The sequence below is a fragment of the Amycolatopsis sp. CA-211722 genome (assembly GCF_056828465.1).
Window position 1 is genome coordinate 3589086 of the sequence record NZ_CP184752.1, and the last position, 26180, is coordinate 3615265.

The 26180-nt window shown below is 68.4% G+C and carries 24 protein-coding genes; 13 read left to right on the forward strand and 11 right to left on the reverse strand.

The window, feature by feature from the left end; genetic code table 11:
- Window positions 1–19: 19 nt before the first annotated feature.
- Window positions 20–565 carry a TetR/AcrR family transcriptional regulator gene (locus ACOCEP_RS17680; RefSeq protein WP_482338491.1) on the forward strand — a complete coding sequence of 182 codons (546 nt, stop codon included), beginning with the start codon at window positions 20–22 and terminating at the stop codon, window positions 563–565.
- 369 nt (window positions 566–934) lie between these two features.
- Here the strand turns inward: ACOCEP_RS17680 and ACOCEP_RS17685 are convergent, their stop codons facing one another.
- The 3 genes from ACOCEP_RS17685 to ACOCEP_RS17695 are packed head-to-tail and all read right to left on the reverse strand — an operon-like array spanning window position 935 to window position 3626.
- Complete coding sequence (locus ACOCEP_RS17685) at window positions 935–1681, reverse strand: ABC transporter permease (protein ID WP_482338493.1); 747 nt, start codon at window positions 1679–1681, stop codon at window positions 935–937.
- On the reverse strand, window positions 1678–2712 hold the full coding sequence (locus ACOCEP_RS17690) for an alpha/beta hydrolase family protein (RefSeq protein WP_482338495.1): 1035 nt from the start codon (window positions 2710–2712) through the stop codon (window positions 1678–1680). Before ACOCEP_RS17690 ends, ACOCEP_RS17685 begins: the two co-directional genes overlap by 4 nt.
- Window positions 2709–3626 carry an ABC transporter ATP-binding protein gene (locus ACOCEP_RS17695; protein ID WP_482338497.1) on the reverse strand — a complete coding sequence of 306 codons (918 nt, stop codon included), beginning with the start codon at window positions 3624–3626 and terminating at the stop codon, window positions 2709–2711. Before ACOCEP_RS17695 ends, ACOCEP_RS17690 begins: the two co-directional genes overlap by 4 nt.
- A gap of 135 nt (window positions 3627–3761) precedes the next feature.
- Between ACOCEP_RS17695 and ACOCEP_RS17700 the strand changes: the two genes are divergently transcribed.
- Window positions 3762–4550, forward strand: coding sequence for an ion transporter (locus ACOCEP_RS17700; protein WP_016331669.1), 789 nt, complete (start codon window positions 3762–3764; stop codon window positions 4548–4550).
- Here ACOCEP_RS17700 and hrpB read toward each other — a convergent pair.
- The gene (gene hrpB, locus ACOCEP_RS17705; RefSeq protein ID WP_482338499.1) at window positions 4535–6928 is read right to left on the reverse strand and encodes an ATP-dependent helicase HrpB; all 2394 of its coding nucleotides are present in this window, start codon (window positions 6926–6928) and stop codon (window positions 4535–4537) included. The genes ACOCEP_RS17700 and hrpB overlap by 16 nt on opposite strands.
- Window positions 6925–7752, reverse strand: coding sequence for a glutamate ABC transporter substrate-binding protein (locus ACOCEP_RS17710; protein WP_482338501.1), 828 nt, complete (start codon window positions 7750–7752; stop codon window positions 6925–6927). Before ACOCEP_RS17710 ends, hrpB begins: the two co-directional genes overlap by 4 nt.
- Window positions 7753–7843: 91 nt before the next feature.
- Between ACOCEP_RS17710 and ACOCEP_RS17715 the strand changes: the two genes are divergently transcribed.
- Together ACOCEP_RS17715 and ACOCEP_RS17720 are read left to right on the forward strand one after the other, a co-directional pair.
- Entirely contained in the window at window positions 7844–8332 is a 489-nt protein-coding gene (locus ACOCEP_RS17715) for a MauE/DoxX family redox-associated membrane protein (protein WP_257489770.1), read from the forward strand.
- Between the two features lie 2 nt (window positions 8333–8334).
- Window positions 8335–9129 carry a DsbA family protein gene (locus tag ACOCEP_RS17720; protein WP_482338502.1) on the forward strand — a complete coding sequence of 265 codons (795 nt, stop codon included), beginning with the start codon at window positions 8335–8337 and terminating at the stop codon, window positions 9127–9129.
- 118 nt (window positions 9130–9247) lie between these two features.
- Here ACOCEP_RS17720 and ACOCEP_RS17725 read toward each other — a convergent pair whose 3' ends face one another.
- Window positions 9248–10132 carry a LysR family transcriptional regulator gene (locus ACOCEP_RS17725; protein ID WP_482338504.1) on the reverse strand — a complete coding sequence of 295 codons (885 nt, stop codon included), beginning with the start codon at window positions 10130–10132 and terminating at the stop codon, window positions 9248–9250.
- Window positions 10133–10256: 124 nt separating this feature from the next.
- Here ACOCEP_RS17725 and ACOCEP_RS17730 point away from each other — a divergent pair, with 124 nt between their 5' ends.
- On the forward strand, window positions 10257–11078 hold the full coding sequence (locus ACOCEP_RS17730) for a ThuA domain-containing protein (RefSeq protein WP_482338506.1): 822 nt from the start codon (window positions 10257–10259) through the stop codon (window positions 11076–11078).
- Here ACOCEP_RS17730 and ACOCEP_RS17735 read toward each other — a convergent pair.
- Together ACOCEP_RS17735 and ACOCEP_RS17740 are read right to left on the reverse strand one after the other, a co-directional pair.
- Window positions 11029–11475, reverse strand: a complete 447-nt coding sequence (locus ACOCEP_RS17735; RefSeq protein ID WP_482338507.1) for an anthrone oxygenase family protein — start codon at window positions 11473–11475, stop codon at window positions 11029–11031. The two genes, ACOCEP_RS17730 and ACOCEP_RS17735, sit on opposite strands and share 50 nt — an antisense overlap.
- A 52-nt stretch (window positions 11476–11527) precedes the next feature.
- Window positions 11528–12235: an RraA family protein gene (locus ACOCEP_RS17740; RefSeq protein WP_482338509.1), complete on the reverse strand. Its 708-nt coding sequence runs from the start codon at window positions 12233–12235 to the stop codon at window positions 11528–11530.
- 116 nt (window positions 12236–12351) lie between these two features.
- On the opposite strand from ACOCEP_RS17740, the gene ACOCEP_RS17745 reads away from it, so the two are divergent.
- The 5 genes from ACOCEP_RS17745 to ACOCEP_RS17765 are packed head-to-tail and all read left to right on the forward strand — an operon-like array spanning window position 12352 to window position 16921.
- Window positions 12352–13545: a lipid-transfer protein gene (locus ACOCEP_RS17745; RefSeq protein WP_482338511.1), complete on the forward strand. Its 1194-nt coding sequence runs from the start codon at window positions 12352–12354 to the stop codon at window positions 13543–13545.
- Between the two features lie 17 nt (window positions 13546–13562).
- Window positions 13563–13994 carry a type II toxin-antitoxin system Rv0910 family toxin gene (locus tag ACOCEP_RS17750; protein ID WP_219145707.1) on the forward strand — a complete coding sequence of 144 codons (432 nt, stop codon included), beginning with the start codon at window positions 13563–13565 and terminating at the stop codon, window positions 13992–13994.
- Window positions 13991–14833: a MaoC/PaaZ C-terminal domain-containing protein gene (locus ACOCEP_RS17755; RefSeq protein WP_482338513.1), complete on the forward strand. Its 843-nt coding sequence runs from the start codon at window positions 13991–13993 to the stop codon at window positions 14831–14833. The genes ACOCEP_RS17750 and ACOCEP_RS17755 overlap by 4 nt, the downstream gene beginning before the upstream one ends.
- 10 nt (window positions 14834–14843) lie before the next feature.
- Window positions 14844–15713: an SDR family oxidoreductase gene (locus ACOCEP_RS17760; RefSeq protein WP_482338515.1), complete on the forward strand. Its 870-nt coding sequence runs from the start codon at window positions 14844–14846 to the stop codon at window positions 15711–15713.
- Window positions 15710–16921, forward strand: a complete 1212-nt coding sequence (locus ACOCEP_RS17765) for an acyl-CoA dehydrogenase family protein (RefSeq protein ID WP_482338517.1) — start codon at window positions 15710–15712, stop codon at window positions 16919–16921. Before ACOCEP_RS17760 ends, ACOCEP_RS17765 begins: the two co-directional genes overlap by 4 nt.
- A gap of 314 nt (window positions 16922–17235) precedes the next feature.
- Here ACOCEP_RS17765 and ACOCEP_RS17770 read toward each other — a convergent pair whose 3' ends face one another.
- Together ACOCEP_RS17770 and ACOCEP_RS17775 are read right to left on the reverse strand one after the other, a co-directional pair.
- Window positions 17236–19722, reverse strand: a complete 2487-nt coding sequence (locus ACOCEP_RS17770; protein ID WP_482338519.1) for a DNA gyrase/topoisomerase IV subunit A — start codon at window positions 19720–19722, stop codon at window positions 17236–17238.
- Between the two features lie 29 nt (window positions 19723–19751).
- Window positions 19752–21803, reverse strand: a complete 2052-nt coding sequence (locus ACOCEP_RS17775) for a DNA gyrase/topoisomerase IV subunit B (RefSeq protein ID WP_482338521.1) — start codon at window positions 21801–21803, stop codon at window positions 19752–19754.
- 278 nt (window positions 21804–22081) lie between these two features.
- On the opposite strand from ACOCEP_RS17775, the gene ACOCEP_RS17780 reads away from it, so the two are divergent.
- Complete coding sequence (locus tag ACOCEP_RS17780; RefSeq protein ID WP_482338523.1) at window positions 22082–22969, forward strand: hypothetical protein; 888 nt, start codon at window positions 22082–22084, stop codon at window positions 22967–22969.
- Here ACOCEP_RS17780 and ACOCEP_RS17785 read toward each other — a convergent pair.
- Window positions 22953–24377 (reverse strand): glycoside hydrolase family 76 protein, encoded by a 1425-nt coding sequence (locus ACOCEP_RS17785; RefSeq protein ID WP_482338525.1) that lies wholly within the window; start codon window positions 24375–24377, stop codon window positions 22953–22955. The two genes, ACOCEP_RS17780 and ACOCEP_RS17785, sit on opposite strands and share 17 nt — an antisense overlap.
- Before the next feature lie 136 nt (window positions 24378–24513).
- On the opposite strand from ACOCEP_RS17785, the gene ACOCEP_RS17790 reads away from it, so the two are divergent.
- Both ACOCEP_RS17790 and ACOCEP_RS17795 read left to right on the forward strand, forming a co-directional pair.
- A complete protein-coding gene (locus tag ACOCEP_RS17790) occupies window positions 24514–25587 on the forward strand; it encodes an LLM class flavin-dependent oxidoreductase (protein WP_482338526.1) in 1074 nt (357 codons plus the stop codon).
- A complete protein-coding gene (locus ACOCEP_RS17795) occupies window positions 25584–26168 on the forward strand; it encodes an FMN reductase (RefSeq protein ID WP_482338528.1) in 585 nt (194 codons plus the stop codon). The genes ACOCEP_RS17790 and ACOCEP_RS17795 overlap by 4 nt, the downstream gene beginning before the upstream one ends.
- The last annotated feature ends 12 nt before the right edge of the window (window positions 26169–26180 follow it).

Below are 26180 nucleotides of genomic sequence, written 5' to 3' on the forward strand. Positions count from 1 at the left end.
GTACTACTACACTTGTAGAGTGCGAAAGGCGACGATCGGGGACGCGGCCATCGAGGTCATCGCGGCCGAGGGCATGCGGGGGCTGACGCATCGCGCGGTCGACCGGTTCGCCGGGCTGCCGCCGGGTTCGACCTCGTACTACGCGCGGACGCGGGCGGCGCTGCTGGAGCTGGCGATCTCGCGGATGGTCGAACTCGACGAAGTCACCCTCGACCCGCCGCCCGGACGGCTGGCGGAGTACGTGGCGGGGTTCGCTCACGCGGCCATCACGAACGGGCGGACGCGGATGCTCGCGCGATACGAATTCGCGTTGGAGGCGACGCGGCGGCCGGAGCTGCGGGAGGCCTACGACCGGGGTGGGCTGGTCATCCGGCGGCGGTGTGCGGAGGTGCTCGCCGCATGCGGATCGGCGGAGCCGGAGCGGCACGCGCGGGTCCTCGTCGCTTGGCTGGAGGGGACGGTCTTCGACGCGCTGGCCGGGACCGGGTCGCTGCGGCCGCCGGGGCTGGAGGAGCTGACGGTGGGGGCGCGGGAGGTTTTGGCCGGGCTCGGGGTGGCGCTGTAGCAAGGGACCTTTGCTACCGCTGGGGGCTCTGACCTGCGGAAAGTGAGCGGGGGACCTTTGCTGTCGCCGGGGGTGTGCGGGAATAGGGACGTTGAGTGTCCCTATTTCCACACACCCTTTGCTCCGTGTAGCGGTAATGACCGACTGTGTGGGTTTTGGTGCGTTGGATGACCTGAAACCCACACGGTCACCTGCGGAAAGAGAGCAAGGGACCTTTGCTACCACTCTCTCAATGTTGAGACACGCGCGTCGCCCGCAGGCTCAAGAACGGGATGCCGCGAAAGCCACTTTCGGGACACCTGATGTCCTGAAAGTGGCTTTCGCGACGTGCCGGGTGCCCAAGCGGTAGCAAAGGTCCCTTGCTCCCCCTCAGGCGTCCCGGCGCCTGAGGACCGTGGAACCGGTGACCAGCCCAGCCGCGGCCCAAGCCGCACAGAGCGCGACGCCGACCCAGGGCGCGTAGGGCGCGACGCCGCCGAAGATCGGGTTCGGCTGCCCCGGCGTGACCATCGCGTTGACGCCCGCGAAGCCCGGGAAGTAGTTCACGAGGTCTTCCCCGCCCAGCGAACCGGCGAACATCGGGATCATCACCAGCAGCACGAACATCGACACGATCGTCCCCGCCGTCGAGCGCAGCGCCGTCCCCAGACCGAGGCAGAGCAGGCCCAGCAGCGCGAAGTAAGCACCCATCCCCGCCGAGGTGGCGAGGACATCACCCACCGAGGAGTCCCGATCGGTGATCAGCGGCGCCGAGATCGCGACGCCGGCGAGGGTGTTCAGGACGCCGTAGCCGAACAGCGCCGGCACCAGGACGGCCGATTTCGCGGCGAGGACGCGGTTTCGCACGGGGATCCACTGCAGGGTCGAGCGGATGCTGCCGCTGGCGTACTCGCTCGTGATGAACAGCGTCGCCAGCGCGACCACGGCGAACTGCGTGAGGTAGAACGCCGCCCCGGTCACCACGGCGTGGGGCGCCACCTGCCGTTCGGTGCCCGTGTGGGACATCAGGCCCAGCGCGCCCGAATAGGCGAGCATGAGGAAGAGCCCGCTGATCAGGCACCACCACGTCGACCGGACCGACCAGAACTTGGTCCATTCCGAAGAGATCGCGTTCATCGTGCGCTCCACTGCTTGAAGAAACCGGTCAGCTCGGCACGGAAGAACTCCAGCGCCCCCCGCGAGCCGATCGATCCGTACTGGTTCTCGATCTCGGACGGCGGGAGCTGCGGTCGCAGCCCCAGCTGGTCGATCAGGATCGCCGCGTCGGTCACCGACGAATGGCCGCTGTTCTCGACGAGGTCCTGCTTTTTCGGGCCGGTGAGCCGAGGCCAGGTCTCGTCCCAGGACGCGCGGAAGTACTTCTCGCCGGTCGGGCTGGTCAGCAGCAGGAACGGCCGGTCGAGCGAGACGACGCCGTAGAACGGGCCGTCGACGTTCACGCCCGCCTTGATCCGCCGGTCGGCGGCCATCGCGGCGGCGGTCGCCGAACCTCCGGCGGAGTGGCCGGCCATCCCGATCTTCGTCGCGTCGATCGACCAGCGCCGGTCCTTCAGCAGCGTGTCGACGACGAACGTCGTGTCCACGGCGCGGTTCGCGATCGCGGCGGGCCACGGCTCACCGGGGAGTCCACAAGCGACACACTGGCGCAGCCCGTCGGGGAACTCCGTCGCCCAGGCTTCGTAGGCATGATCGATCCCGGCGACCACGAAGCCTTGCGCGGCAAGGTGTTCGGCCACCGAGGTCAGGGTGATCCGGTTGTTGCCCGCGCCTGGCGAAAGCACCACCAGCGGACGACGTCCGGGCAGGGAAGGCGCGTTCTCCCGTGAGTGGACCCGCACCTTGCTCAGCGCGTCCGGCGGCAGGTCGAGTTTCCGCCCGGAGACCGTCGCGGCAGACTCGGCCTTGGTCATGTACAGCGGCGCGCGCCCGATCGGAACGGCCGGGTACCAGACGTTGACCATCAGCTCGCGCCGCTTCTCCGGCACCCAAGGGTCGGCTCGCCGCTGATCGGTGAGGTGCAGCGTGCGCAAGCCGATCGGAAGCGGGCCGCCCGGCGCGGGCAGCGACAGCTCCGGAGCCGCCGACGCGGCCGCCGGCACCCCCAGCAGGCCGGCGATCACCGCCACCAGGACCATGAGGGACTTCATGCCGCGACTCCCGTTCCGTATTCGACCGACGACGCGGTCAGTTCCATGTACGCCTGTTCCAGCGACGCGGTCCGTTCGGTCAGCCCGTGCACGCGGATCCCCAGTTCGTGCACCGCGTCGCCGACGAGATGAACGGGCAGGTCGTGCACCAGCAGTTCGTCCTGGTCGGTTTCCGTGGTCGCGCCGAGGGCGCGAAGCCGCTGGTCGAGGACACGCAGGTCATCGGGTGCGGGCACCCGCACCACGACCGACGTTCGCGAATTGCCCGCGATGAACTCGTCGACGGGCGCGTCGGCGAGAAGCTTTCCCTTGCCGATGACGACCAGCCGGTCGGCGGTCAGCTGCATTTCGCTCATCAGGTGGCTCGACACGAACACCGTGCGGCCCTCCTCGGCGAGGAGGCGCATCAGGTGCCGCACCCAGCGGACGCCGTCGGGGTCGAGGCCGTTCACCGGCTCGTCGAACATCAGCACGCCCGGGTCGCCCAGCAGGGCGCCGGCGATCCCGAGACGTTGCCCCATGCCGAGCGAAAACGTCCCGGCGCGTTTGCCCGCGACGTCGGTGAGGCCCACCGTCGCGAGCACTTCGTCCACCCGGCTCGCCGGGATCCCGTTGCTGCGCGCCATCGCCAGGAGGTGCTTGCCCGCGCTCCGTCCCGGATGCAGCGCCTTGGCATCCAGCAGCGCGCCCACCTCGCGCAGCGGGAACCGCAGGTCCTCGTACCGCTTGCCGTCGATGCGCACCTCGCCCGCGCTCGGCGCGTCGAGGCCGAGCGTCATCCGCATGGTCGTCGACTTGCCCGCCCCGTTGGGGCCGAGGAAACCGGTCACCTTGCCCGGCTCGACGGCGAAGGTCAGCCCGTCGACGACGGTCTTCTCGCCGTAGCGCTTCGTGAGTCCTCGAAGCGTGATCATCCGCGTCCTCCTTCGTGTCCCTGAATCCTCCGGCGCTGGGGCGGCCGGGCGCAGTGCCCCGAAGTCATCGGGCACCCCTTACTTTCGGCAGGTGCCGCTCGGCACGAGTCGCCGCGGAAAGGCACAATCGGCGCCATGACCACCCGCGAACAACGGCGCGTGAATCCGCTCGACCTGGTGATGCTCGTCCTCGCCGTGTTCTCCGTCGGGCTGCTCGCCTACGTGACGTTCTTCCCTCATTCGGAGGAGACGGCGCATCGTGTTTTCGTCATCGACACGACGGTGTGCGGGATCTTCGCGCTGGAATTCCTCTGGCGGTGGCGGCGCAACGGCTGGGAGAAGCGGTTCCCGCTGCGCAACTGGTACGAGATCCTCGGCATGATCCCCATCGCGCATCCGGCGCTGCGGGGGTTCCGGCTGCTGCGGATCATCGTGGTGCTCGTCCGGCTCGCGCGCACCGCCGACCGCGCCTTCGGGGAAAGGTTCACCCAGCGGCTGGTCGAACGGCTGTCCCGGCCGATCGTGCTCGCGATCAAGAAACCGATCACGATCGCGGTGCTCGACGAGGTCGTCAAGGTGCTGGAAACCGGGAACTATCCGCAGAACCTCGCGCGCTCACTCGGGGAGAACCAGACCCTGCTGCGGGGGATCATCGCGGAGAAGCTCAAGAACGATCCGCAGGCCGGACGGCTTTCGAAACTGCCGTTCCACGACGAAGTGGTGCGGTCGGTGATCGACACCGCGATGCGCGTGATCCTCGAAGTGCTGACCGACCCGCGGATCGACGAGTTCTTCGCGCATGTGGTGCGGGAGAACCGGGAACAGATCCGCAGTGCCGTGCAGCTGGGGCTGAACGAACGCGAGGACGACGAGGAGCTGGCGGCACAGCTGCCGACCAGGCCGCAGCATCAGCTGATGGACTGACCTCGGGAGGTCCGCCGGGTGGGCGCGGCGTTCAGCGGGTTTTCCGGCCACGGGTGTTTCGGGTAACGACCGCGAAGATCGGCGCGCACCGCCGCGTAACCGTTGCGCCAGAACGATTCCAGATCAGCGGTGACCGCCGCGGGCCGTCCGGCGGGGGAGAGCAGGTGCAGCACCACCGGGACGCCCGCCAGCTTCGGCGTCGCGAGCCAGCCGAAGGTCTCCTGCAATTTGACCGCCAGTACCGGCTGCTCACCCGAATAGTCGACCCTGATCCGCGAGCCCGACGGTACCTCCAGCCGGTCCGGCGCCAGTTCGTCCAAACGCGACGCCTCCGGCCAGGGCAGCAGTCCGCGCAGCGCGGCGCCCGCGTCCAGCGCGGTCAGATCCGATCGGCGGCGAGCGGAACCGAGATCGAGCCAGGTGTCCAAAGTGGACAAAAGGGTCGCGTCGGAGACCGCGGGCCACGGCGATCCGAGCACGCGATGCAGGAAGGAGAGCCGCTCGCGCAGCCGCTTGCCGTCGTCGGTCCAGCGCAGCAGGCCGAGCCCTTCGGTGCGCAACCCGTCCAGCAACGCGGCGCGGATCGCGTCCGGTTCGGGCGAGCGCAACGGTTTCTCCGAAAGCGTGATCGCGCCGAGCCGTCGCACCGACCGCGCCACCACGTCGCCCGAAGACCACCGCACTTCGTCTGCCGAGGACACCAGATTCGCTGCGGCGCGCACGGCGAGGTCTTCGTCCGCCGGCGCGGCCAGGCGGATGATTCCCTGCGCGCGGCCGGGATCCCGGGTCGCTTCGGCCACGGCCAGCCATTCGACGTCGGCAAGTCCGCTGCCGCGTGGCAGTTCTGCCGCGGTTCCGCCGGCCATCAGGTACACCTGCGCCCCCGCGGCACGCCGTCGCGCGAGCCGCTCGGGATGCGCCAGCGCCACGACCAGTGCCGGATCGGAGGCTTTGCCGCCGTCGGACACCAGCTGGGAAAGCCGTCGCACGTCGCGTTTCCAGCGCTCGTCACCGCGTACTCGCCGCAGCTCGGCTTCGAGGTCGGTCAGCGTGCCGCCGCTGTCCAGGAGCGCGACGACCTCGGCCGCCGAACGCGCGTTGGTCCGCTCCGCTCCGTCCAGCAACGCCCTCGCCAGCCGGGGATGCAGGCCCAGCCCGGCCATTTTCCGGCCGCGTTCGGTCACCGTGCCGTCTTCCTCGGTCGCCCCGAGCGTGGTCAGCAACGCGCGCCCGGCGGCCAGCGCACCCTCGCCGGGCGGATCCCACCAGGACAGGCCGGAGCCGTCCGGAGTGGACCAGCACGCGAGCTCCAGCGCGAACCGCGCCAGCTCGGCCGTCCGGATCTCGGGTTCGGGATAGGCGGGCAGCGACCCCTGCTCGTGCGCGGCCCAGCATCGGTACGCGCGGCCCGGCGCTTCACGTCCGGCGCGGCCGGCTCGCTGTTCCGCGACCGCGGCCGAAACGCGGACCGTCGCCAGACCGGGCAGGCCGCGCCGGTGATCGACCCGGGGCACGCGCGACAAACCGCAGTCCACCACCGCGCGTACGCCCGGCACGGTCAGGCTGGACTCGGCGACCGACGTCGAGAGCACCACCCGGCGCCGGGCGCGCGGGCGCAGCGCGTCGTCCTGGTGTGCCGCCGACAACCGCCCGTGCAAGGGCAGCACGTCGGCGTCGAGGCCGTCGAGCAGACCGCTCACCCTGGCGATCTCTCCCGTCCCTTGCAGGAAGGCGAGTACGTCACCGTCCCCTTCGGACAGTGCTTTGTGGATGACCCTGGCGACGGTCGCCTCGATCCGCTCGCCACGCGCCGGCGGGGAGTACGAGACGTCGACCGGATAGGTCCTGGCGTGCGCGGTGATCACCGGCGCGTCGCCGAGCAGGGCGGCCAGCCGTCCGGAGGCCACCGTGGCGGATGTCGCGAGCAGCCGCAGGTCGTCCCGTAACCCGGCGCGCACGTCCAGCAGCAGCGCGAGCAGCAGATCCGCGTCGAGATGGCGTTCGTGGCATTCGTCGAGCAGCACGGTCGACACCCCGGCCAGCTCGGGATCGCCCTGCACCCGCCGCACCAGCAAGCCCGACGTCACCACTTCGATCCGTGTCGACGAGGACACCTTCCGGTCACCGCGGACCGAATAACCGACCGTCTCCCCGACCCGTTCGCCCAGCAGGGACGCCATTCGCGCCGCCGCGGCCCGCGCCGCCAGCCGCCTCGGTTCGGCGACGATCACCCGGCCTGCACCGTTGTCCAGCGCGAGCGGCACCAGCGTGGTCTTGCCGGTGCCCGGGGGCGCGACGAGCACGGCGGTGCCGTGGGCGTCGAGCGCGGCTTCGAGTTCGGGCAGGACGGCGCGAACCGGCAGATCGGGAAGGGTCACTTCTCGGTGACCTGGGGCGGGGCCGGGATCCGGTAGCCGGACGGGCCGATGTTGCGGTTCAGTGATTCGAGCCATTCCCCGGACGAGATCATCTTCTGGATCGCCTTGGCCACCGCCGCCCGCCCCTCGGTGTCCTCCTTGCGCAGGCCGACACCGTACTTCTCCTTCGAGAACGGTTTGCCGACGACTCGCAGCAGTTCCGGGTTCTGTGCCACGTAACCGGCGAGGATGACGTCGTCGGTGGTCACCGCGTCGACCTGTCCGGCGAGCAGCGCGGTGACGCAGTCCTGGTAGCGCGGGTACTCGACGAGCTGGACGGCCTGCGCGAACTTGTCGCGCACCTGTTCGGCGGAGGTGGTGCCGCCCACGGCGCACAGCTTGCGGCCGTTGAGGTTCTCGGGGCCGGTGATGTCGGTCGATCGGAGGCGGACGAGCAGATCCTGGCCCGTGTCGAAATACGGCCCGGCGAAACCGACGACCTGTTTGCGTTTTTCGGTGATGGAGTAGGTCGCCACCATCAGATCCGTGATCCCCGAGGTGATGTCCGTCTCGCGCGACGACGGCCTGCTGTCGTGCCAGGTGATGTGATCCTCGTCGACCCCCAATTCGCCCGCGACGTACTTGGCCACGTCGACGTCGAAACCGACGTACCGGCCGTCCATCGTCCGCCGGGAAAGACCCGGCTGGTCGAAGCGGATGCCGATGGTGAGCTTGTTGGACGCGACGGCGCGCGCGACGAGGGAATCCGACGGACCGGCCTCGTCGCCGCAGGCCGCCGCTGTGACCAGCATCAAGCAGGCCATCAGCAGGGCGCGTCCCCTCATCGGGTGCCTCCGTCCGCCGCCTCACGTTGTTCTCAGGGTCGGCGGTTAGCCTAGGCCCGTGCGTAGACCGCCCCAAGTCGTACTCGACGCCGTGGGCACACTCGCCCGGCTCGGACTGGCCGCCGTCTGGTTGGTCTCCGGAGCGCTGAAGATCAGCGATCCGGGGCAGACCTACATCGCGGTCCAGGCTTTCGACGTCCTGCCGGACGGGCTCGTCCGCCCGGTCGCGATCGGGATGCCGCTCGTCGAACTGGCGCTCGGCCTGTTCCTGCTCGCCGGATTCGTGACCCGGTGGGTGTCGGTGCTGTCGGTGCTGCTGCTCGCGGTGCTCATCGCCGCGATCGCCCAATCCTGGGCGCGCGGGCTGAGCATCGATTGCGGCTGCTTCGGCGGTGGCGGTCAGATCGCCGCGGATCAGACGCAGTATCCGCAGGAGATCGCCAGGGATCTCGGATTCGCGCTCTTGGGTGTGTGGCTGATCGTGCGGCCGCGGACCTGGCTGTCGGTGGACGGCTGGCTCGGGAACTCCGGGGCCCCTGCCGACGACGACTATGTGGGTATCGCTGAAGGGAACGAATAATCGTGGGTGGAGCTGAGCGCAACGCTCGGAAACGCAAGCAGCAGCAGACCGCGGCGCGCTCGGTGGCACAGGCCAGGGGCGTCGCGGGCGGCGACAAGAAGAAGGTCGTCGCGATCACCGTCGCGGTGGTCGTCCTCGCCGCGCTGGTGATCGGTGGCGTGATCTGGACGACGTCCAGCAAGGACAGCACCGAGGGCAAGGTGATCGGGGCACAGCCGACCGCGTCGGCGCCCGGTGTCGTCGAGAAGCGCGAGGGGGCGGCCGTGGTCGTCGGCAAGCCCGAGGCGACGAAGACCGTCGACATCTACGCCGACTTCCTCTGCCCGGTCTGCAAGCAGTTCGAAGAGTCGTTCAAGGGGCAGATCGAGGAGCAGGTGAACAACGGGACCCTGCAGGTCCGGTATCACATGCTGCCGATGCTCAACCAGCGCTCCGACCCGCCGGGTTACTCGCTGGACTCCGCCAACGCCTCGCTCGCCGCGGCCGACGCGGGCAAGTTCGTCGCCTTCCATGACGCGCTGTTCAAGGACCAGCCGGAGGAAGGCGGTCGCGGGTTCGACAAGGCGCAGCTGATCAAGCTCGGCCAGGACGTCGGCATCACCGACCCGGCTTTCGCGCTCAAGGTCAACAGCGGCGCTTACGACCAGGAGATCCAGGACGCGTACAAGAAGATCTCGACGGACCCGTCGCTGCAGCAGGACTTCGGCAACGGCCCCGGTTTCGGCACGCCGACCGTGACCGCGAACGGGCAGGTCGTGAAGCTGGAGCAGGACTGGGTGCAGAAGGTCGTCGGCTAGCTTTCCCCGTGAAGGCCCCCTTCCCTCGGCTCAGCCGAGGGAAGGGGGCCTTCACGCTGTTCGGGGTCGAGGGGGCGGCCGGGGTGGTAGCAAAGGTCCCTTGCTCCCTTTCCGCAGGTCAGGGGCGCGAATCGGCGGCGACGGCGGCGAAGGCGTGTACGCGGGCCGTCTCCGCGGAGCGCGGCCAGACGAGGCCCCACTCGACGTCGGGGGAGCCGGCGAAGGGCACGAAGCGGATTCGCGGGTGGCTGAAGTACTCCCGCGCATGAGCGGCGAGCGGGCAGATGCCGGCGCCGGTGGCGATCGCGGCGAGCAGCTCCTGAAAGGTCGCGAAGGGCTTGCCCCGGGTCACGAGGTGCCCGGCCGGCGTCAGCCACTGCCGGGGCTCCTCGATCCAATACGGCTCCGGCGGATGCGCCGCGCGAAGGACGGTGTCGCGGGCGAGGTCGTCGAGGGTCACGGACTTCCGCCGTGCGAAAGGGTGTTTCGATGACATCGCGAGCACCATCGGTTCGGTGTGCACGACCGGTCCGGTCGTGAGCTCCGGTTCGTCGGCCGGAAGCAGGGTCACCAGGACGTCGACCTCACCCGATCGCAGCATCGCGAACGGGTCGGCGAAGTCGGCCTCGCGGATGAGCAGTTCGGTGTCCGGGTAGCGCTGCCGGAACCGGTCCAGGAGGTCTTCGATCAGGTCGGCGACGCCGGGAGCTTCGAAACCCAGCCGCAGCACGCCGCCGATCCCGCGTCCGGCCGCGATCGCGCGGTCGATGCCTTCGTGCAGCGCACGGTAGGCGGGGCCGAGGTCGTCGCGCAGCCGTTCACCGATCGGCGTGAGCCGGACCCGCCGGCTGGTGCGGGCGAACAGCGGCGCGCCGATCCGGCGTTCCACCTGTTTGATCGTCTGGCTCACCCGCGCCTGCGAGACGTGCAGGCGTTCCGCGGTGCGGCCGAAATGCAGTTCGTCGGCCAACGCCAGGAAGATCTCGATGTCCCGCAGTTCCATAATCTCCAGGTTATCGATACGGGCCGATGCCGGTCAGCGGGAACCGTCTTCTTCGGAGGCCTGGTGCTTTGTCATGTGTTAATTCAAGATATGAACTTACACACTTCCGGCATGGGTGGTGAGGATGAGGAGATTCGCGGTCCAGCTCGCTCTGCTGTTCGTTTCCTGTCTCGCGCTGGCGTTGGCGCCGGCGACGGCGCAGGCGGCTCCCGCGTTCCAGGTGTTGGCCTTCTCTAACGGCACCTACGACGCGGCGCACATCAGTTTCGTCAAGGAAGCCAACCAGTGGTTCCCGAAAACCGCTTCGCAGAACAACTTCGGCTACACCGCTACCAACGACTGGAACCGGCTGAACTCGCTACAGCCTTCGCAGTACCAGGTCGTGCTGTTCCTCGACGACCTTCCGCAGACTGCGGCGCAGCGTTCGGGCTTCGAGCGGTACATGAACGCGGGCGGCGCCTACTTCGGCTTCCACGTGGCGGCGTTCACCACCAATCCGTCTACTTGGGATTGGTATCACAACCGGTTCCTCGGCACGGGTGCGTTCAAGTCCAACACCTGGGGGCCGACGACGGCGACGCTGAAGGTGGAGAACAGGCCGCATCCGTCGACCACGCGGCTGCCCGCGGCCTTCACCTCGTCGGTGAGCGAGTGGTACGCCTGGAACAGCGACCTCCGGAGGAATCCGGACATCCGGATCCTCGCGTCGGTGGATCCGGTGAGCTTCCCGCTCGGGACCGATCCGAACCAATCCTGGTACAGCGGGTACTACCCGATCCTCTGGACCAACACCAAGTACAAGATGCTGTACGCCAACTTCGGGCACAACAAGATGAACTACGAGACGAATCAGCCGCTTTCGTCGACCTTCGCGAGTGAGGTGCAGAACCGCTTCGTCATCGACGGTCTGCTGTGGCTCGGCGGAAGGCAAAGCGCACGACGATGAGCAGGGCCAGCCGGGCCAGGTTCGCGCGGTGCCATTTCCTGGCCAATTGCTCGCGTCGGATCCGGTCCGGCTGGTCCCTCAGCAGCGTCAGATTGACCGAGCGGACGAGGTGGACCGTTATGCCGGTGGCGGCGATCGTCCCCGCGGCGGCGGTGACGATCGCGCGCCGGTCGCCGCCGTCTTGCCAACCGCCGGTGAGCGCCAGGGCCGTCGACGCGAGTGTCGCCGGCGCGGCCGGAATGAAGTAGCGCGCGGGGCTGCCCGGGGCGAGGAGCCCGGGGGCGCGTTCGCCGGTGAGGCGAGGGACGTCGACGACCGCTTCGTAGAGGTTGCCGAAGAACCAGTGGGCGTGGCCGACCGTGGCGATCCGGGCCCAGAGGCCGGTCTTGACCTGCATGGACCCAGATTGCCACAGCGGCGGTCGTCGACGTGGTAGCAAAGGTCCCTTGCTACTCCTCGATGGCACCGCCGACCGACCGCAGGTGCTGCCGGAACGTCAGCGAAGGCGACTTCGCGCGCTCCGTGAGGAAGTCGGCGAAGCGCACCTGCTCGCGAAGCGACTCTCCGGCACGGATCCGGTCGGCCTGGAGCCGCTCGGTGTCGCGGATGCCCTCGGCGCGGTCCAGGACCTCGTCCGCCCGGTCGGCCGCGACGAACAGGACGCCGTCCTCGTCGCCGAACACGAGGTCTTCCCGTGTCACCGTCCACTCGCCGACGACGGCCGATTCGAGCGCGTCGGCCGGGCGGGCGGAGACCGAGAGCGGACCGGTCGGGATCGAGCCGAGGCTGAACACCGGAAGCCCGATCTTCTTGATGTCGGCGGTGTCGCGATGCAGCCCCCAGATGACGACGCCGCTCAGCCCGGCGGCCTCGGCTTCGAGTACCGCGAGGTCCCCGACGCAGCTCTCGTCGAGCCTGCCGCCGTTGTCGACGACGAGGACGTCGCCGGGGTTCGCGGTTTCGTACGCCTCCAGGAAGACGTCGACGCTGCCGACGTGCCGGGCGGGGGAGACCCGTCCGGCCACGCGGCCGCCGGGCACGACCGCGTGTGTACCGGCGGGCGCGCACCGGACCGGGACGCCGGCGCGGACGCAGCCGTCGGTCAGATGCGCGGTGGTCAGCAGGGAGAACCGCTGCCGAAGCTCCTCGGGATCCATACCTCGACTTTAGCGGCACGTGCGCTAAGTAACATCCGTGCAGACCTGTATGTAAGGGGTTGATAAATACAGTCCTGTCTGTATCTTCAGTTTCAACAGCAACGACAAGGAGCGTCGTGGTGGCCAACAAGGTGTACGTCGTCGGCGTGGGCATGACGAAGTTCGAGAAACCCGGACGCCGCGAGGGCTGGGATTACCCGCAGATGGCCAAGGAGTCCGGGACCAAGGCGCTCGAAGACGCCGGGATCTCCTTCGACGAGGTGCGGCAGGCCTACGTCGGTTACGTCTACGGCGAGTCGACCTCGGGGCAGCGCGCGGTCTACGAACTGGGCATGACCGGGATCCCGGTGGTCAACGTCAACAACAACTGCTCGACCGGGTCGACCGCGTTGTACCTGGCCGCGGAGGCGATCCGGGGCGGTCGCGCGGACTGCGCGCTCGCGCTGGGCTTCGAGAAGATGCAGCCTGGATCACTCGGCTCGACCTATGACGACCGCGAGCAGCCGATGGGCAGGCACCTCCAGGCGCTCGCGGAGATCTCCGAGGTGCTCTTCCCTCCCGCGCCGTGGATGTTCGGCGCGGCGGGCCGTGAGCACATGAAGACCTACGGCACCACCGCCGAGCACTTCGCCAAGATCGGCGAGAAGAACCACCGGCACTCGGTGAACAACCCGTACGCGCAGTTCCAGGAAAGCTATTCGTTGCAAGACATCCTGGACTCGCGGATGATCTACGACCCGCTGACCAAGCTCCAGTGTTCACCGACGTCGGACGGCTCGGGCGCGGCGATCCTCGCCAGCGAGTCCTTTGTGGACTCGCACGGGCTGGCGGGGCAGGCCGTCGAGATCGTCGGGCAGGCGATGACCACCGACTTCGCCAGCACCTTCGACGGCACCGCGAAGAACATCATCGGCTACGACATGAACGTCCAGGCCGCGCGCCAGGTGTACGACCAGGCCGGGCTCGGCGCGGAGGACTTCCAGGTCATCGAGCTGCACGACTGCTTCTCCGCCAACGAACTCCTCCTCTACGAAGCGCTCGGGCTCTGCGCCGAAGGGGAGGCCGGGAAGCTCGTCGACTCCGGAGACACCACCTACGGCGGGAAGTGGGTCGTCAACCCGTCCGGCGGGCTGATCTCCAAGGGACACCCGCTCGGCGCCACCGGACTCGCGCAGTGCGCGGAACTCACCTGGCAGCTGCGCGGGACCGCGGACAAACGCCAGGTCGACGGCGTCCAGGCCGCGCTGCAGCACAACATCGGACTCGGCGGCGCCGCCGTCGTCACCGCCTACCAGCGCGCCGAGCGCTGACCCCGAAAGGAAGAACCATGGGCAAGATCAGTGCCTCCGTCGAACTCCCCGCCGCTCCCGGCAAGGTGTGGGCGGAGTTCTCCAACCCCAACAACTTCGAGAAGTGGCTGACCATCCACACCAAGTGGAAGGGCGAGGTCCCGGCGGAGTTCTCCAAGGGAGCACAGGCTTCCGAGGTCGTCACGATGCTCGGGATGCCCAACACCATCACCTGGACGGTCGACGAGTTCGAGGCGCCGTCGAAGCTGGCGATCTCCGGGACCGGGATGGCCGGGGTGAAGGTCAAGTTCGAGCTGTCGGTGGAGGCCTCCGGCGAAGGTTCGCTCGCCAGCATCGACGCGGAGTTCGCCGGCCAGATGATCGTCGGCGCGCTCGGCAAGGCCGTCGAGAAGGACGGCAAGAAGAACCTCGACGCCTCCCTCGAGAACTTCAAGGCGCTGGTCTCGTGACCGAGCGGTTCGACCCCGGCGGGCTCGGCAAGTGGACCGGCGAGTCGCGGTTCGAGGTCACCCGCGAGCGGCTGATCGAGTACGCGAAGGCCACCAACGATCCGATCCCGGCGCACCTCGCCGGTGACGTCGCGAGCCCCGTGTTCGCGATCGTGCCGGTGTTCGAGTCGCTGATGGAACCCGCGCTGGAGGTCGTCCCGGTCGGCCTGTTCGGCCGGATCGTGCACGGGGAGCAGGAATTCCGGTTCCACCGGCCGATCCGGCCCGGCGACCAACTCGTGTCACGGGCGCGGATGACCGGCTACGAAGGGCTGAAGAACGGCACCCGCGGCACCGTCCACCTCGAATGCCGGACCGACGACGGCGACCTGGTCAACGAGCAGTACGTGACGCTGTTCGTACGCGGATTCGACACCGGCGAGACGCGGGGCGAACTCGGGCCGGAGCACAAGTTCGACGAAGGCCTGCGTGCGCGGGCGCCGGTGGCGAAGGTCAGCCAGCACGTCGACGACGATCAGACGTACCGGTACGCGCCCGCCGCCGGCGACCCCATGCCCATCCATCTCGACGAAGAGGTCGCGAAGGATTCGGGGCTGCCGGGGATCATCGCGCACGGCCTGTGCACCATGGCGTTCACCTCGTGGGCGCTGCTGACCGAGGTCGCCGGGTCCGATGTGGACAGACTGAAGCGATTCGCCGTCCGGTTCGCCAAACCGGTGCTGCCCGGCCAGGACCTGACGACGTCCATCTGGAGCGCGGGTGGCGGGAGCTACGCGTTCGAAACCACCGTCGGCGAGACCGTCGTGATCAAAGACGGTCTCGCGGAATTCGCGGAGTAGGAGCAAAGCCATGGGAGCACTCGACGGGCGTGTCGCCGTCATCACCGGCGCCGGACGCGGGATCGGCCGCGAGCACGCGCTGCTGTTCGCGCGGGAGGGCGCGAGCGTCGTGGTCAACGACCTCGGCGGGGCGAACGACGGCAGCGGCAGCGACGCCGGGCCAGCACAGGAGGTCGTCGACGAGATCCGCGCGGCGGGCGGGAAGGCCGTGGCGAACACGGCCAACGTCGCCGAGTGGGCGGGCGCCGCCGAACTGGTGACGCAGGCGGTGGACGAGTTCGGCAAGCTCGACGTCGTCGTGAACAACGCCGGCATCCTGCGCGACGCGTTCCTCGCCGGGCTTGAGGAGTCCCAATGGGATTCCGTGATCGCCGTGCATTTGAAGGGGCACGCGGCGGTGCTGCGGCACGCGGCCGCGTACTGGAAGACCGCGAGCAAGGCCGGTGAGCCGGTGGCGGGCTCGGTGATCAACACCGCTTCGGCGTCCGGGACCACGCTGCCGAATGCCGGGCAGGCGAACTACGGCGCGGCGAAGGCGGGGATCGCGGCGCTGACCCTGGTCGCCGCCGAGGAACTGGAGCGCTACGGCGTGCGGGTCAACGCGATCGCGCCGATCGCGCGCACACGGCTCACCCTGGCGACGCCGGGGATGGGCGCGATCTTCGCCCAGGAGGTGGAAGAAGGGGAGTTCGACGCGTTCTCCCCGGCGAACATCTCGCCGCTGGTGGCCTACCTCGCGACCGAGAAATGCCCGCTCACCGGCAAGGTGTTCGCGGTGCAGGGCGGCGCGATCTCCGAACTCGCGGGCTGGCACGACGTCAAGGTGATCGAAACCGAGGCAGCCTGGGAGATCGACGACATCGCCGCGAGGCTGCCGTGATCGAGTGGTCCGAGACCGAACTGCTGATCCGGGACGCGATCCGCGAGTTCATCGACAAGGAGATCCGGCCGCACCTCGACGCGCTGGAAAGCGGGGCACTGCCGCCGTACGACATCATCCGGAAGATGTTCGCGTCCTTCGGCATCGACGCGCTCGCGCGGGAATCGGTGTCGAAACTGCTGTCCGGGGAGCGCGGGTCCGGCGGCGGTCTGGCATTCGGTGGGCAGGAGGCGATGGCGCTCATCGCGGTGAGCGAACTGGCCGGGGTCAGTCTCGGCATCGTCGCTTCGCTCGGTGTGAGCATCGGGCTGACCGCGCAGACGATCCTGACCAAGGGCACGCAGGCGCAGAAGGAACGGTGGCTGCCCGGGCTGGCGACGTTCGAGAAGGTCGGCGCGTGGGCGATCACCGAACCGGACTCGGGCTCGGACGCTTTCGGCGGGATGAAGACGTCGGTGCGGCGCGACGGTGACGAGTACGTCCTCAATGGACAGAAGACGTTCATCACCAACGGCCCTTATGCCGACACGATCATCGTGTACGCGAAACTCGACGACGGCTCGGATGTGCGGGACCGCAAGGTGCTGACGTTCGTGCTGGACAAGGGCATGCCCGGGCTCACGCAGGGCAAGCAGTTCAAGAAGATGGGCATGATGTCGTCCCCGACCGGCGAGCTGTTCTTCAGCGACGTCCGGCTCGGACGGGACCGGCTGCTCGGCGGATCCGAGACCGGCCGCGACGGCGACAGCAAGGCCGAGGTGAAGTCCGGGTTCGCCGTCGAGCGGATCGGTGTCGCGGCGCTGGCGCTCGGGATCATCAACGAATGCCACCGGTTGTGCGTGGACTACGCGAAGAACCGGAAGCTGTGGGGGCAGGAGATCGGGCGGTTCCAGCTGATCCAGCTCAAGCTGGCGAAGATGGAGGTCGCGCGGATCAACGTGCAGAACATGGTGTTCCAGCTGATCGAGACCATGCGCGCGGGCAAGATGCCGACGCTGGCCGAGGCCTCGGCGATGAAGCTGTACTCGTCGGAGGCGGCCACCGAGGTGGCGATGGAGGCCGTGCAGCTGTTCGGCGGGAACGGGTACATGGCGGAGTACCGGGTGGAGCAGCTGGCGAGGGACGCGAAGTCGCTGATGATCTACGCGGGCAGCAACGAGATCCAGGTGACGCACATCGCGAAGGGCCTCTTGGGCCCTCGCGTTTAGTCCTCTGAATGCGGTGGGGCGGGCGGCAGGGGGAGCAAGGGACCTTTGCTACCACGCGGGGGCCGGCTTCCCGACGGACTGCACCGGGTCCAACCGGACGACACGCGTGCCTGGACGGACGACACGCGTGATCAGGTGGACGACACGCGTGCTTGGAGGCGTAACTCGCGTGATTGCAGGCGTAACTCACGTGATTGGAGGCGTAACTCACGAGGTGCGCGAGTTACGGCTCCAAGCACGCGAGTCTCGTGCTCAAGCACGCGAGTTACGTGCTCGATCACGTGAGTTACGCGGTCGATCACGCGGGGGCGGGGTCAGTCTCGTTCGATGAGGTGACCGACGACCTCGGGGCCGGGGTGGGCGTGGCCGGAGCCGTCGCGGCGGACGTCGACTTCGGGCAGCTCCACCGGGTCACCGGTGCGCGAGGCGCCGGCGGGACGCGGGCCGATCCAGCCGACGACCAGCCGCGTCTCGCCCTTGAGGAACCGCTGCGCCCGGACACCGCCGGTCGCGCGGCCCTTGGCCGGGTACTCGCTGAACGGGGTCACCTTCACGCTCGCGCCGGTCGCGGTGACGACCAGCGGCTCACCGTGTTCGGCGTCGTCGGTGCGGATCGCGCCGAAGAAGACCACTTCCGCCTCGCCGCGCACGGCGATCCCGGCCATACCGCCGCCCTTGAGACCCTGCGGCCGCACGAGCGAAGCGGCGTAGCGCAGCAGCGACGCTTCGGACGTCAGGAACGCCAGCGTCTCGTTGCCGTCGGTGAGCCAGGTGGCGCCGACGACCTCGTCGCCGTCCTTCAGGCTGATCACGTCGAACTCGTCCGAGCGGACCGGCCACTCCGGCGCGCACACCTTCACGACGCCGTGCTTCGTGCCGAGCGCTAGCCCAGGGGAACCGGCCGCCTGTTCACCGAGCGGGGCCACGCCGATGACGCGCTCGCCCTTCTCCAGCGGCACCAGTTCCTTCGCGGCCATCCCGCCGCGCAGCGACACCGTGCCCGCCTGCTCGGGCAGCACCGGCAGCGGCAGCACGTCGGTCTTGAACGCGCGGCCGCGGTTGGTCACCAGCAGCACCTGCCCGCGGGCGGTCGAATGGACCACGGCGGACACCGAGTCGTGTTTGACGCGGCCGTTGCGGCGCCGCACCTCCGACGCCTCCTCCGACTCCGCCGCCGTCCGCGCGACCAGCCCGGTGGCCGACAGGATCACCTGGCACGGGTCGTCCGCGACCTCCAGCGGCCCCGACGGCTTCGACGCGGCGAGGACCTCCTTGAGGTCACCGTCGATCAGCGCGGTGCGGCGTTCGGCGGGGGAGTCCTTCGCGACCTTGGCCAGCTCGGCCGAGACGACCTTCTTCAGCACCGACTCGTCGTCGAGGATCTTCGACAGCTCGGCGATCTCGTCGCGAAGCTTGTCCTGCTCGGATTCGAGCTCGATCCGGTCGTACTTCGTGAGCCGTCGCAGCGGGGTGTCCAGGATGTAGGTCGCCTGGATCTCCGAGAGCTTGAACCGCTTCATCAGGCCGTCCTTCGCGGCCGCGGCGTTCTCGCTCTCGCGGATCAGCTTGATCACCTTGTCGATGTTGAGCAGGGCGATCAGCAGGCCGTCGACCAGGTGCAGACGCTCTTCGCGCTTGCGGCGCCGGTACCGCGTGCGGCGGGTGACGACCTCGTAGCGGTGGTTGAGGAAGACCTCCAGCAGCGCCTTGAGCCCCAGCGTCTGCGGCTGCCCGTCCACCAGCACCAGGTTGTTGATGCCGAACGACTGCTCCAGCGGCGTGAGCCGGTACAGATCCGCCAGCAACGCCTGCGGGTTCACCCCGACCTTGCACTCGATGACCAGCCTGGTGCCGTTCTCGCGGTCGGTGAGGTCCTTGACGTCGGCGATGCCGGTGAGCCGCTTGGACTTGTTGACCTCGTCGGTGATCTTCTCGATCACCTTCTCCGGGCCGACGCCGTACGGGAGCTCGGTGATGGTGATGGCCTGACGGCCGCGGCTGCCTTCCAGCGGCCCGGTCTCGGCGCTGGCGCGCATCCGCACGACGCCACGGCCGGTCTCGTACGCGCGGCGGACCTCGTCCAGCCCCAGCAGCGAACCACCGGTCGGCAGGTCGGGACCCGGGACGAACTCCATCAGCTTGTCCAGCGTGGCGTTCGGGTGGTTGATCAGCCACCGCGCCGCGCCGATGACCTCGGTCAGGTTGTGCGGGATCATGTTGGTCGCCATTCCGACCGCGATCCCGGAAGTGCCGTTGACCAGCAGGTTCGGGAAGGCCGCGGGCAGCACGGACGGCTCTTCGAGCGAGCCGTCGTAGTTCGGCCGGAAGTCGACGGTGTCCTCGCCGAGCTCGCCGACCAGCAACATCGCCTCGGGGGAGAGCCGCGCCTCGGTGTACCGCGAGGCGGCCGGGCCGTCGTCGGGGGAACCGAAGTTGCCGTGCCCGTCGACCAGCGGGACGTTGAGCGAGAAGTCCTGCGCGAGCCGGACCATGGCGTCGTAGATCGCCGTGTCGCCGTGCGGGTGGTACTTGCCCATCACGTCACCGACCACGCGGGACGACTTCACGTACGCGTGCGTCGGCCGGTAGCCGTTCTCGTTCATCGAGTACATGATCCGGCGGTGCACCGGCTTCAGCCCGTCCCGCGCGTCCGGGAGCGCCCGCGAGTGGATGACCGAGTACGCGTACTCCAGGTACGAATCCTCGATCTCCGTCTTCAGCGAGTTGTCGAAGACGTTCGCGCCGGGCTGGTCGAACGCTGACGGGTCGACCTTGGTGGTGGTGCCCTTACGGCGTGCCATTGCTCAAAGCTCCTTGAATAGCAGCGAAATCAGGCGTCGATGGCTTCGCGGTCGACCCGGTCGGAGGATTCGACCAGCCAGTTGCGGCGCGGCTCGACCTTCTCGCCCATCAACAGTTCGAGCGCGTTCTCCGCGGCTTCGACGTCGTCGAGGGTGATGCGGCGGACCGAGCGGGTGGCCGGGTTCATCGTGGTGTCCCACAGTTCGTCCGCGTCCATCTCGCCGAGACCCTTGAACCGCGGCACCGGCGTGACGATCTGCTTGCCCGCCCGCTCCAGCTCCGCGAACTTGGTCTCCATCTCCTTCTGGGTGAAGGTGAAATGGGTTTCCGGATTGCGGCCCTTGGTGACCAGTTTGTGCAGCGGCGGCATCGCGGCGTAGAGCCTGCCGTCCTCGATGACCGGCCGCATGTACTTGGCGAACAGGGTGATCAGCAGCGTGCGGATATGCGAACCGTCGACGTCCGCGTCGGCCATCAGGATCACCCGGCCGTAGCGCATGGTCGACAGGTCGAACGTGCGTCCGCTGCCCGCGCCGAGCACCTGCACGATCGAGGCGATCTCGGCGTTCTTCAAGGTGTCGCCGAGCGACGCCTTCTGGACGTTGAGGATCTTGCCGCGCAAGGGAAGCAGCGCCTGGTACTCCGACACGCGCGCCATCCGAGCCGAACCGAGCGCGCTGTCCCCCTCGACGAGGAACAGCTCACTGCGGGAGACACCGGTGGTGCGGCAGTCGACGAGCTTCGGCGGCATGGCCGCGCCTTCGAGCGCGGTCTTGCGCCGGGCGGCGTCCTTCTGCTGCTTCTGGGTGAGCCGGACGCGTGCCGCGTCGACCACCTTCTGCAGCACGATCTTCGCCTCGGACTTGGTCTTGCGCTCTTCGGTCCAGGCGCGGACGTGTTTGTCGACGATGCCCTGGATGACGCGGGTGATACCGGCGGTGGACAGCTCGTCCTTGGTCTGCGAGGTGAACTGCGGCTCCGGCAGCCGGACGTGGACGACCGCCGTCATGCCTTCGAGCACGTCCTCGACGGTCGGCATGTCCTCCTTGGGCTTGAGCAGCCCGCGGGTTTTGGAAATGGCGTCCTGCAAGGCTTTCAGCACCGCGCGGTCGAAACCGCGGCGGTGGGTGCCGCCGTGCACGTTGCGGATGGTGTTGGTGAAGCACTCCACCGTGCGCTCGTAGCCGGTGCCCCAGCGCAGCGCGACCTCGACCTCCGCGTGACGCACCACATTGGACTGCATGACACCGCTGGCGTCGGCCGCGTTCTCCTTGTACGTGCCCTCACCGTTGATGATCAGCGTGCCGCAGACGGGTTTTTCACTGTCCGGGGCGAGGAAATCGACCATGTCGGCGAGACCGTTGGGGAAGTGGAAGGTCTCTTCGCTGATCGAATCGTCCACGGCGGTGCGCAGCACGTACGTGACGCCGGGGACGAGGAACGCGGTGTTGCGCATCTTCGCGCGGACGCCTTCGACGTCGAGCGCGGCGCCGCTTTCGAAGTAACGCGAGTCGTACCAGTACCGGATCGACGTGCCGGAACGCTCGCCGCGCTTCATCTTGCCGGTGACGTTCAAGCCGGATTTGCGGGTGAACTTCGCCTTCGGGCCGGGCCCGTCGAACACGCCGGGGACGCCGTGCGCGAAGGACATCTGGTGGACCTTGCCGCTCTGCTTCACCGTGACGTCGAAGCGATGCGACAGCGCGTTCACCGCCGAGGCGCCGACGCCGTGGAGGCCACCGGAGGTCTTGTAGCCGGAGCCACCGAACTTGCCGCCCGCGTGCAGCCTCGTCAGCACCAGCTCGACACCCGACAGGCCGGACTTGGCGTGCGTGCCGGTGGGGATGCCGCGGCCGTCGTCGTCGACCTGGACGCTGCCGTCGGCGTGCAGGGTGACCACGATCTTCGTGGCGTGACCCGCCACACCCTCGTCGGTCGAGTTGTCGACGACCTCGGAGAACAGGTGGTTGATGCCGCGGCTGTCGGTGGAACCGATGTACATCCCGGGGCGCTTGCGGACCGCTTCCAGACCCTCGAGATGCGTCAGGTCGTCGGCCCCGTACAGGGTCTCAGCAGTCACTGGGTACTTCTCCTGGAGTCATGGCTCGCGAACTAGCTCGTGGAGGTGGTGTTCAACGCGACACCGTACTGGAGGATATCCGTCCCCTCCGACAGCTTCGTCCTCCCGAGCCTCCGGTGTGGCGCATCACGCCGTCCCGATGGCCGGGTCACGGCTGGGGAAAGCTGCTTCCTCAGGGCTCGGACGAGGCGTTATCGTTCCCGGTGTCACACGGTGACGGGGGGAAGAAGGTGGCCGTCGGAACCGGTCCCACACGCGTCTCGACCGCACAACGCGTCGTGAGTCTCTGGTATTTCGTGGTGGTCGTCGGGTCGTTCGGCATGCTCGCGCTGGTACCGGTCGCGCACGCCGCGATCCGCCTGCGGCGAGCCGCCCTCTGGCTGTTCGTGCTGGGCTACGGCGGCGTCGCCGTGGCGATGCTGCTCCTGCTCGAACGGGCGGCGGCGGAGGGCGAGTCCGAGGCGATGCTCTCGTTCGCCTGGCTCGTCGGCACGATCCTCCTGGTCACCGTGGCCTGTGTCCATCTCGCCCTGCTGCGGAGGAAGATCCTCTATCCGCCGCCGACGGCGTGGGTCGAGTCCGGTATGCACTGCGGGCTGTTCTCGATCGACATCGCCGGTTTCGGCCAGGTCGGGCGCAGCAGCGAGGTCTTCGTCCAGGTCCGGAGGATGCTCTTCGGCATGCTGGCCGAAGCCTTCGAGACCAGCGGGATCGCCTGGGACGCCTGCCTGAAACGCGACACCGGGGACGGCATGATCGTCGTGGTACCGCCGCATTTCCCGAAGTTCCGCCTGGTGTATCCGCTGCTTTCGAGGCTGGCCGGGGAACTGGCCAGGTACAACGTCGTCGCCGGGCCCGGCCCGCGGATCCGGGTGCGGGTGGCGATCCACGCCGGCGAGATCGCGCTCGACGAATACGGCGTGACGGGACGGCCGAAGGTGCTGCTCGCCAGGCTGCTCGATTCGCGGGTGCTGCGGGACGCGCTCGCCGACGCGCCGGAGGGGTCTCCCGTCGTGGTCCTCGTCTCGGACCGGTTCCACGAGGACGTCCAGGACCAGGGCGGCCCCGGTCTCGACACGATGAGCTACCGGCAGGTGCTCGTGCACGAGAAGGAGACCGAGGTCCGCGCCTGGCTGCACGTTCCGGGGCTCAGAGAGCTGCCGTGAGAACCTCCAGCGCGCTGTGCTGGCGGGCGGCGTCGATCTTGTCGACCGGCCCGGCCCAGCGCAGGCCGTGCTGATCGAGCGAGGTGCGGTTGTTCGCGATCGTCGCGTTCGCCTGGCGCGTCAGGTAAGCGCGGTACGGCCTGCCCGACAGCGCCCGGTCCAGCTCGCCGAGGCCTCTGGCGTACGCGCCCTTGAAGGACGGCCCGTCCGCGCCGCAGTCACCGGACTCGCACGGGTCGCGCAGGATGCCGTTCGAGTGCAGCAGTGACGTCGTGGTGGAGGCGTCCGCGAGCCGCCGGGCGGTGGCGAGCAGGGCGGCGTCGCCGGTCGCGCGGTTCAGTTCGACCAGCGCGCCGAGGACGATGCCCTGGTTGTAGCTCCAGACGGCTTGCCCGTTGTTGACGCAGGAGGAGTTCAGGCCGTCGTTGACCAGGCCGGCGTCGTTGATCATGCCGCTCGCGCGGAACCAGTCCCAGACCTCGCGTGCCCGTGCGAGCTGGAGCGTGTCGCCGGGGAGGCGGTTGTGCAGTGACGCCGCCACCTTGACGTACAGCTCGTTGGTGACGGCGTTCTTGTACGTCTTCGCCGTCGACCACCAGAGGCCGCCGCCGCAGGTCCCGTCGCGGTAGGAGTACATGTAGTCCGCCGCGATGACGGCGGTGTCGAGGTATCTGCGGTCCTTGGTCAGGTCGTAGGCGCGGATCCAGGCGAGTGCCCACCAGCCGGTGTCGTCGATGTATTCGTTGGTGAAGTTGTCGCCGCGGTTGCGGTCGAAGGTGTTTCCGATGACGTAGCGGTAGTTCTGCGAGCCGGTGCGGGTGCTGTAGTCGAGGATCGCGGTGAGCGCGTTCGCCGAGTTCCACCAGCCCGTGGTCTGCCAGAGTCCCGTGCCGTTGTCGTAGAACTGCATGAGCGCGGTGGCCGCGGCTTCGGCGCGGTCCTTGGCGGCGACCGTGGTGCGGAACCACGGCGTGCAGGCGATTTCCGGCCGGTTGCCCGCCTTTCCGCAGGCGCGCAGGGCGCCGAAGCGGTGAGTGGCGGGGTCGTCGACGTTGAACATCAGGGTGCGCCAGCCGCGTTGGCCGGACGGGATCTTCGTGTCGCCGATCCGGCTGTCGCCCGCCCAGGTGCGGCCGCCGTCGAAGGAGCGGTCGAGCCAGACCTCGTCGCCGGGGTCGCCGTCGCCGATGCTGCCCCAGCCCATGTTGTCGCCGTCGGAGAGGTGCAGCGTGATGGCGCGGCCCCAGACGGACGCCGTGCCGGGTCTTCTTTCGCCGACGGCCAGTGCGGGGTCGCGGCTGTCGCAGTACTTGGCGCAGATCGTCGCCGCGACGGTGGGTTCGGGAGTGGTGGTGGCCGGCGCGAGAGCGAATGTCAACGTTGTCACAAGCAGGGAAGTGAGCCACATGGATTCGAGTGTGGGGGCGGTCACTTCGCGGGTGGATCAAGTCCACCCTTTCAGCTCGCGCCGATGGTCTGGAATACTTCTTGCGCGCGTGAGGTTGAACGCTCAAGCAACAACAACCCGGCTTAGGGAGCAGGTCATGCAGTTCGGAATCTTCACGGTGGGCGATGTGACGACCGACCCGACCACCGGGGAGGCGCCCAGCGAGTACGAGCGGATCAAGGCGATGGTGCGCATCGCGCTCAAGGCCGAAGAAGTCGGCCTCGACGTCTTCGCGACCGGCGAGCACCACAACCCGCCCTTCGTGCCTTCGTCGCCGACGACGATGCTCGGCTACATCGCCGCACGGACGTCCAAGATCATCCTTTCCACCTCGACCACGCTGATCACCACGAACGACCCGGTGAAGATCGCCGAGGACTTCGCGATGCTGCAGCATCTGGCCGACGGCCGTGTCGACCTGATGATGGGGCGCGGCAACACCGGCCCGGTGTACCCGTGGTTCGGGCAGGACATCCGCCAGGGCATCCCGCTGGCCATCGAGAACTACCACCTGCTGCACCGGTTGTGGCGCGAGGACGTGGTCAGCTGGTCCGGCAAGTTCCGGACGCCGCTGCAGGAGTTCACCTCGACGCCGCGTCCGCTCGACGGGGTTCCGCCGTTCGTGTGGCACGGTTCGATCCGCAGCCCGGAGATCGCGGAACAGGCCGCCTATTACGGCGACGGGTTCTTCGCAAACCACATCTTCTGGCCGAAGGAGCACTTCCAGGCGCTGATCAACCTGTACCGCGAGCGGTACGAGCACTACGGGCACGGCAAGGCGGACCAGGCCATCGTCGGTCTGGGCGGCCAGGTGTTCCTGCGGCCGAAGTCGCAGGACGCGGTGCGGGAGTTCCGGCCCTACTTCGACAACGCGCCGGTGTACGGGCACGGGCCTTCGCTGGAGGAGTTCACCGAGCAGACGCCGCTGACCGTCGGCAGCCCGCAAGAGGTGATCGACAAGACGCTGAGCTTCCGCGAGCACTTCGGCGACTACCAGCGCCAGCTCTTCCTGATGGACCACGCCGGTCTGCCGCTGAAGACCGTGCTGGAACAGCTCGACCTGCTGGGCGAGCACGTGATTCCGGTGCTGCGCAAGGAACTCGACTCGCTCCGCCCGGCGCACGTGCCGGAGGCCCCCACCCACGCTTCTCGTTCGGAGGTGCTGGCATGACGACGATCGCAGTGGTGACCGCGGGGTTGAGCCAGCCGTCCTCGACACGGCTGCTCGCGGACAAACTCGCCGCGGCCACCCGTTCGGTGCTGCCGGACGTGCGGATCGAGGTGATCGAACTGCGCGACCTGGCCGTCGACGTCACGAAGAACATGCTGACCGGATTCCCTTCGCCGGCCCTGCGGACGGCCATCGACACCGTGACCGCCGCGGACGGGCTGATCGCGGTGACGCCGGTGTTCACCGCGTCGTACAGCGGGCTGTTCAAGTCGTTCTTCGACGTGCTGGACCAGAAGGCGCTCGACGGGAAGCCGGTGCTGATCGGCGCCACCGGCGGTACCGAACGGCATTCGCTGGTGCTGGACTTCGCGCTGCGTCCGCTCTTCGCCTACCTGCGCGCCGAGCCTGTCGCGACGGCGGTGTACGCCGCTTCGTCGGACTGGGCGTCTCCGGGAGACCTCGACACGCGGGCTTCGCGGGCGGGGCGGGAATTCGCGTCGCGGTTGTCTCCGGATTCGCCGGCCGGGGCTCCGGACAGCGGGTTCGTGCCGTTCGAGCAGCTGTTGCGCGCGGGGGAGTGAGCAAGGGACCTT

Coding starts and splice junctions, on each gene's coding strand:
- ACOCEP_RS17685 (WP_482338493.1), bottom strand. CDS start 1,681: ATGAACGCGATCTCTTCGGAATGGACCAAGTTCTGGTCGGTCCGGTCG.
- ACOCEP_RS17690 (WP_482338495.1), bottom strand. CDS start 2,712: ATGAAGTCCCTCATGGTCCTGGTGGCGGTGATCGCCGGCCTGCTGGGG.
- ACOCEP_RS17695 (WP_482338497.1), bottom strand. CDS start 3,626: ATGATCACGCTTCGAGGACTCACGAAGCGCTACGGCGAGAAGACCGTC.
- ACOCEP_RS17700 (WP_016331669.1), top strand. CDS start 3,762: ATGACCACCCGCGAACAACGGCGCGTGAATCCGCTCGACCTGGTGATG.
- ACOCEP_RS17710 (WP_482338501.1), bottom strand. CDS start 7,752: ATGAGGGGACGCGCCCTGCTGATGGCCTGCTTGATGCTGGTCACAGCG.
- ACOCEP_RS17725 (WP_482338504.1), bottom strand. CDS start 10,132: ATGGAACTGCGGGACATCGAGATCTTCCTGGCGTTGGCCGACGAACTG.
- ACOCEP_RS17730 (WP_482338506.1), top strand. CDS start 10,257: ATGAGGAGATTCGCGGTCCAGCTCGCTCTGCTGTTCGTTTCCTGTCTC.
- ACOCEP_RS17735 (WP_482338507.1), bottom strand. CDS start 11,475: ATGCAGGTCAAGACCGGCCTCTGGGCCCGGATCGCCACGGTCGGCCAC.
- ACOCEP_RS17740 (WP_482338509.1), bottom strand. CDS start 12,235: ATGGATCCCGAGGAGCTTCGGCAGCGGTTCTCCCTGCTGACCACCGCG.
- ACOCEP_RS17750 (WP_219145707.1), top strand. CDS start 13,563: ATGGGCAAGATCAGTGCCTCCGTCGAACTCCCCGCCGCTCCCGGCAAG.
- ACOCEP_RS17760 (WP_482338515.1), top strand. CDS start 14,844: ATGGGAGCACTCGACGGGCGTGTCGCCGTCATCACCGGCGCCGGACGC.
- ACOCEP_RS17770 (WP_482338519.1), bottom strand. CDS start 19,722: ATGGCACGCCGTAAGGGCACCACCACCAAGGTCGACCCGTCAGCGTTC.
- ACOCEP_RS17785 (WP_482338525.1), bottom strand. CDS start 24,377: ATGTGGCTCACTTCCCTGCTTGTGACAACGTTGACATTCGCTCTCGCG.
- ACOCEP_RS17790 (WP_482338526.1), top strand. CDS start 24,514: ATGCAGTTCGGAATCTTCACGGTGGGCGATGTGACGACCGACCCGACC.
- ACOCEP_RS17795 (WP_482338528.1), top strand. CDS start 25,584: ATGACGACGATCGCAGTGGTGACCGCGGGGTTGAGCCAGCCGTCCTCG.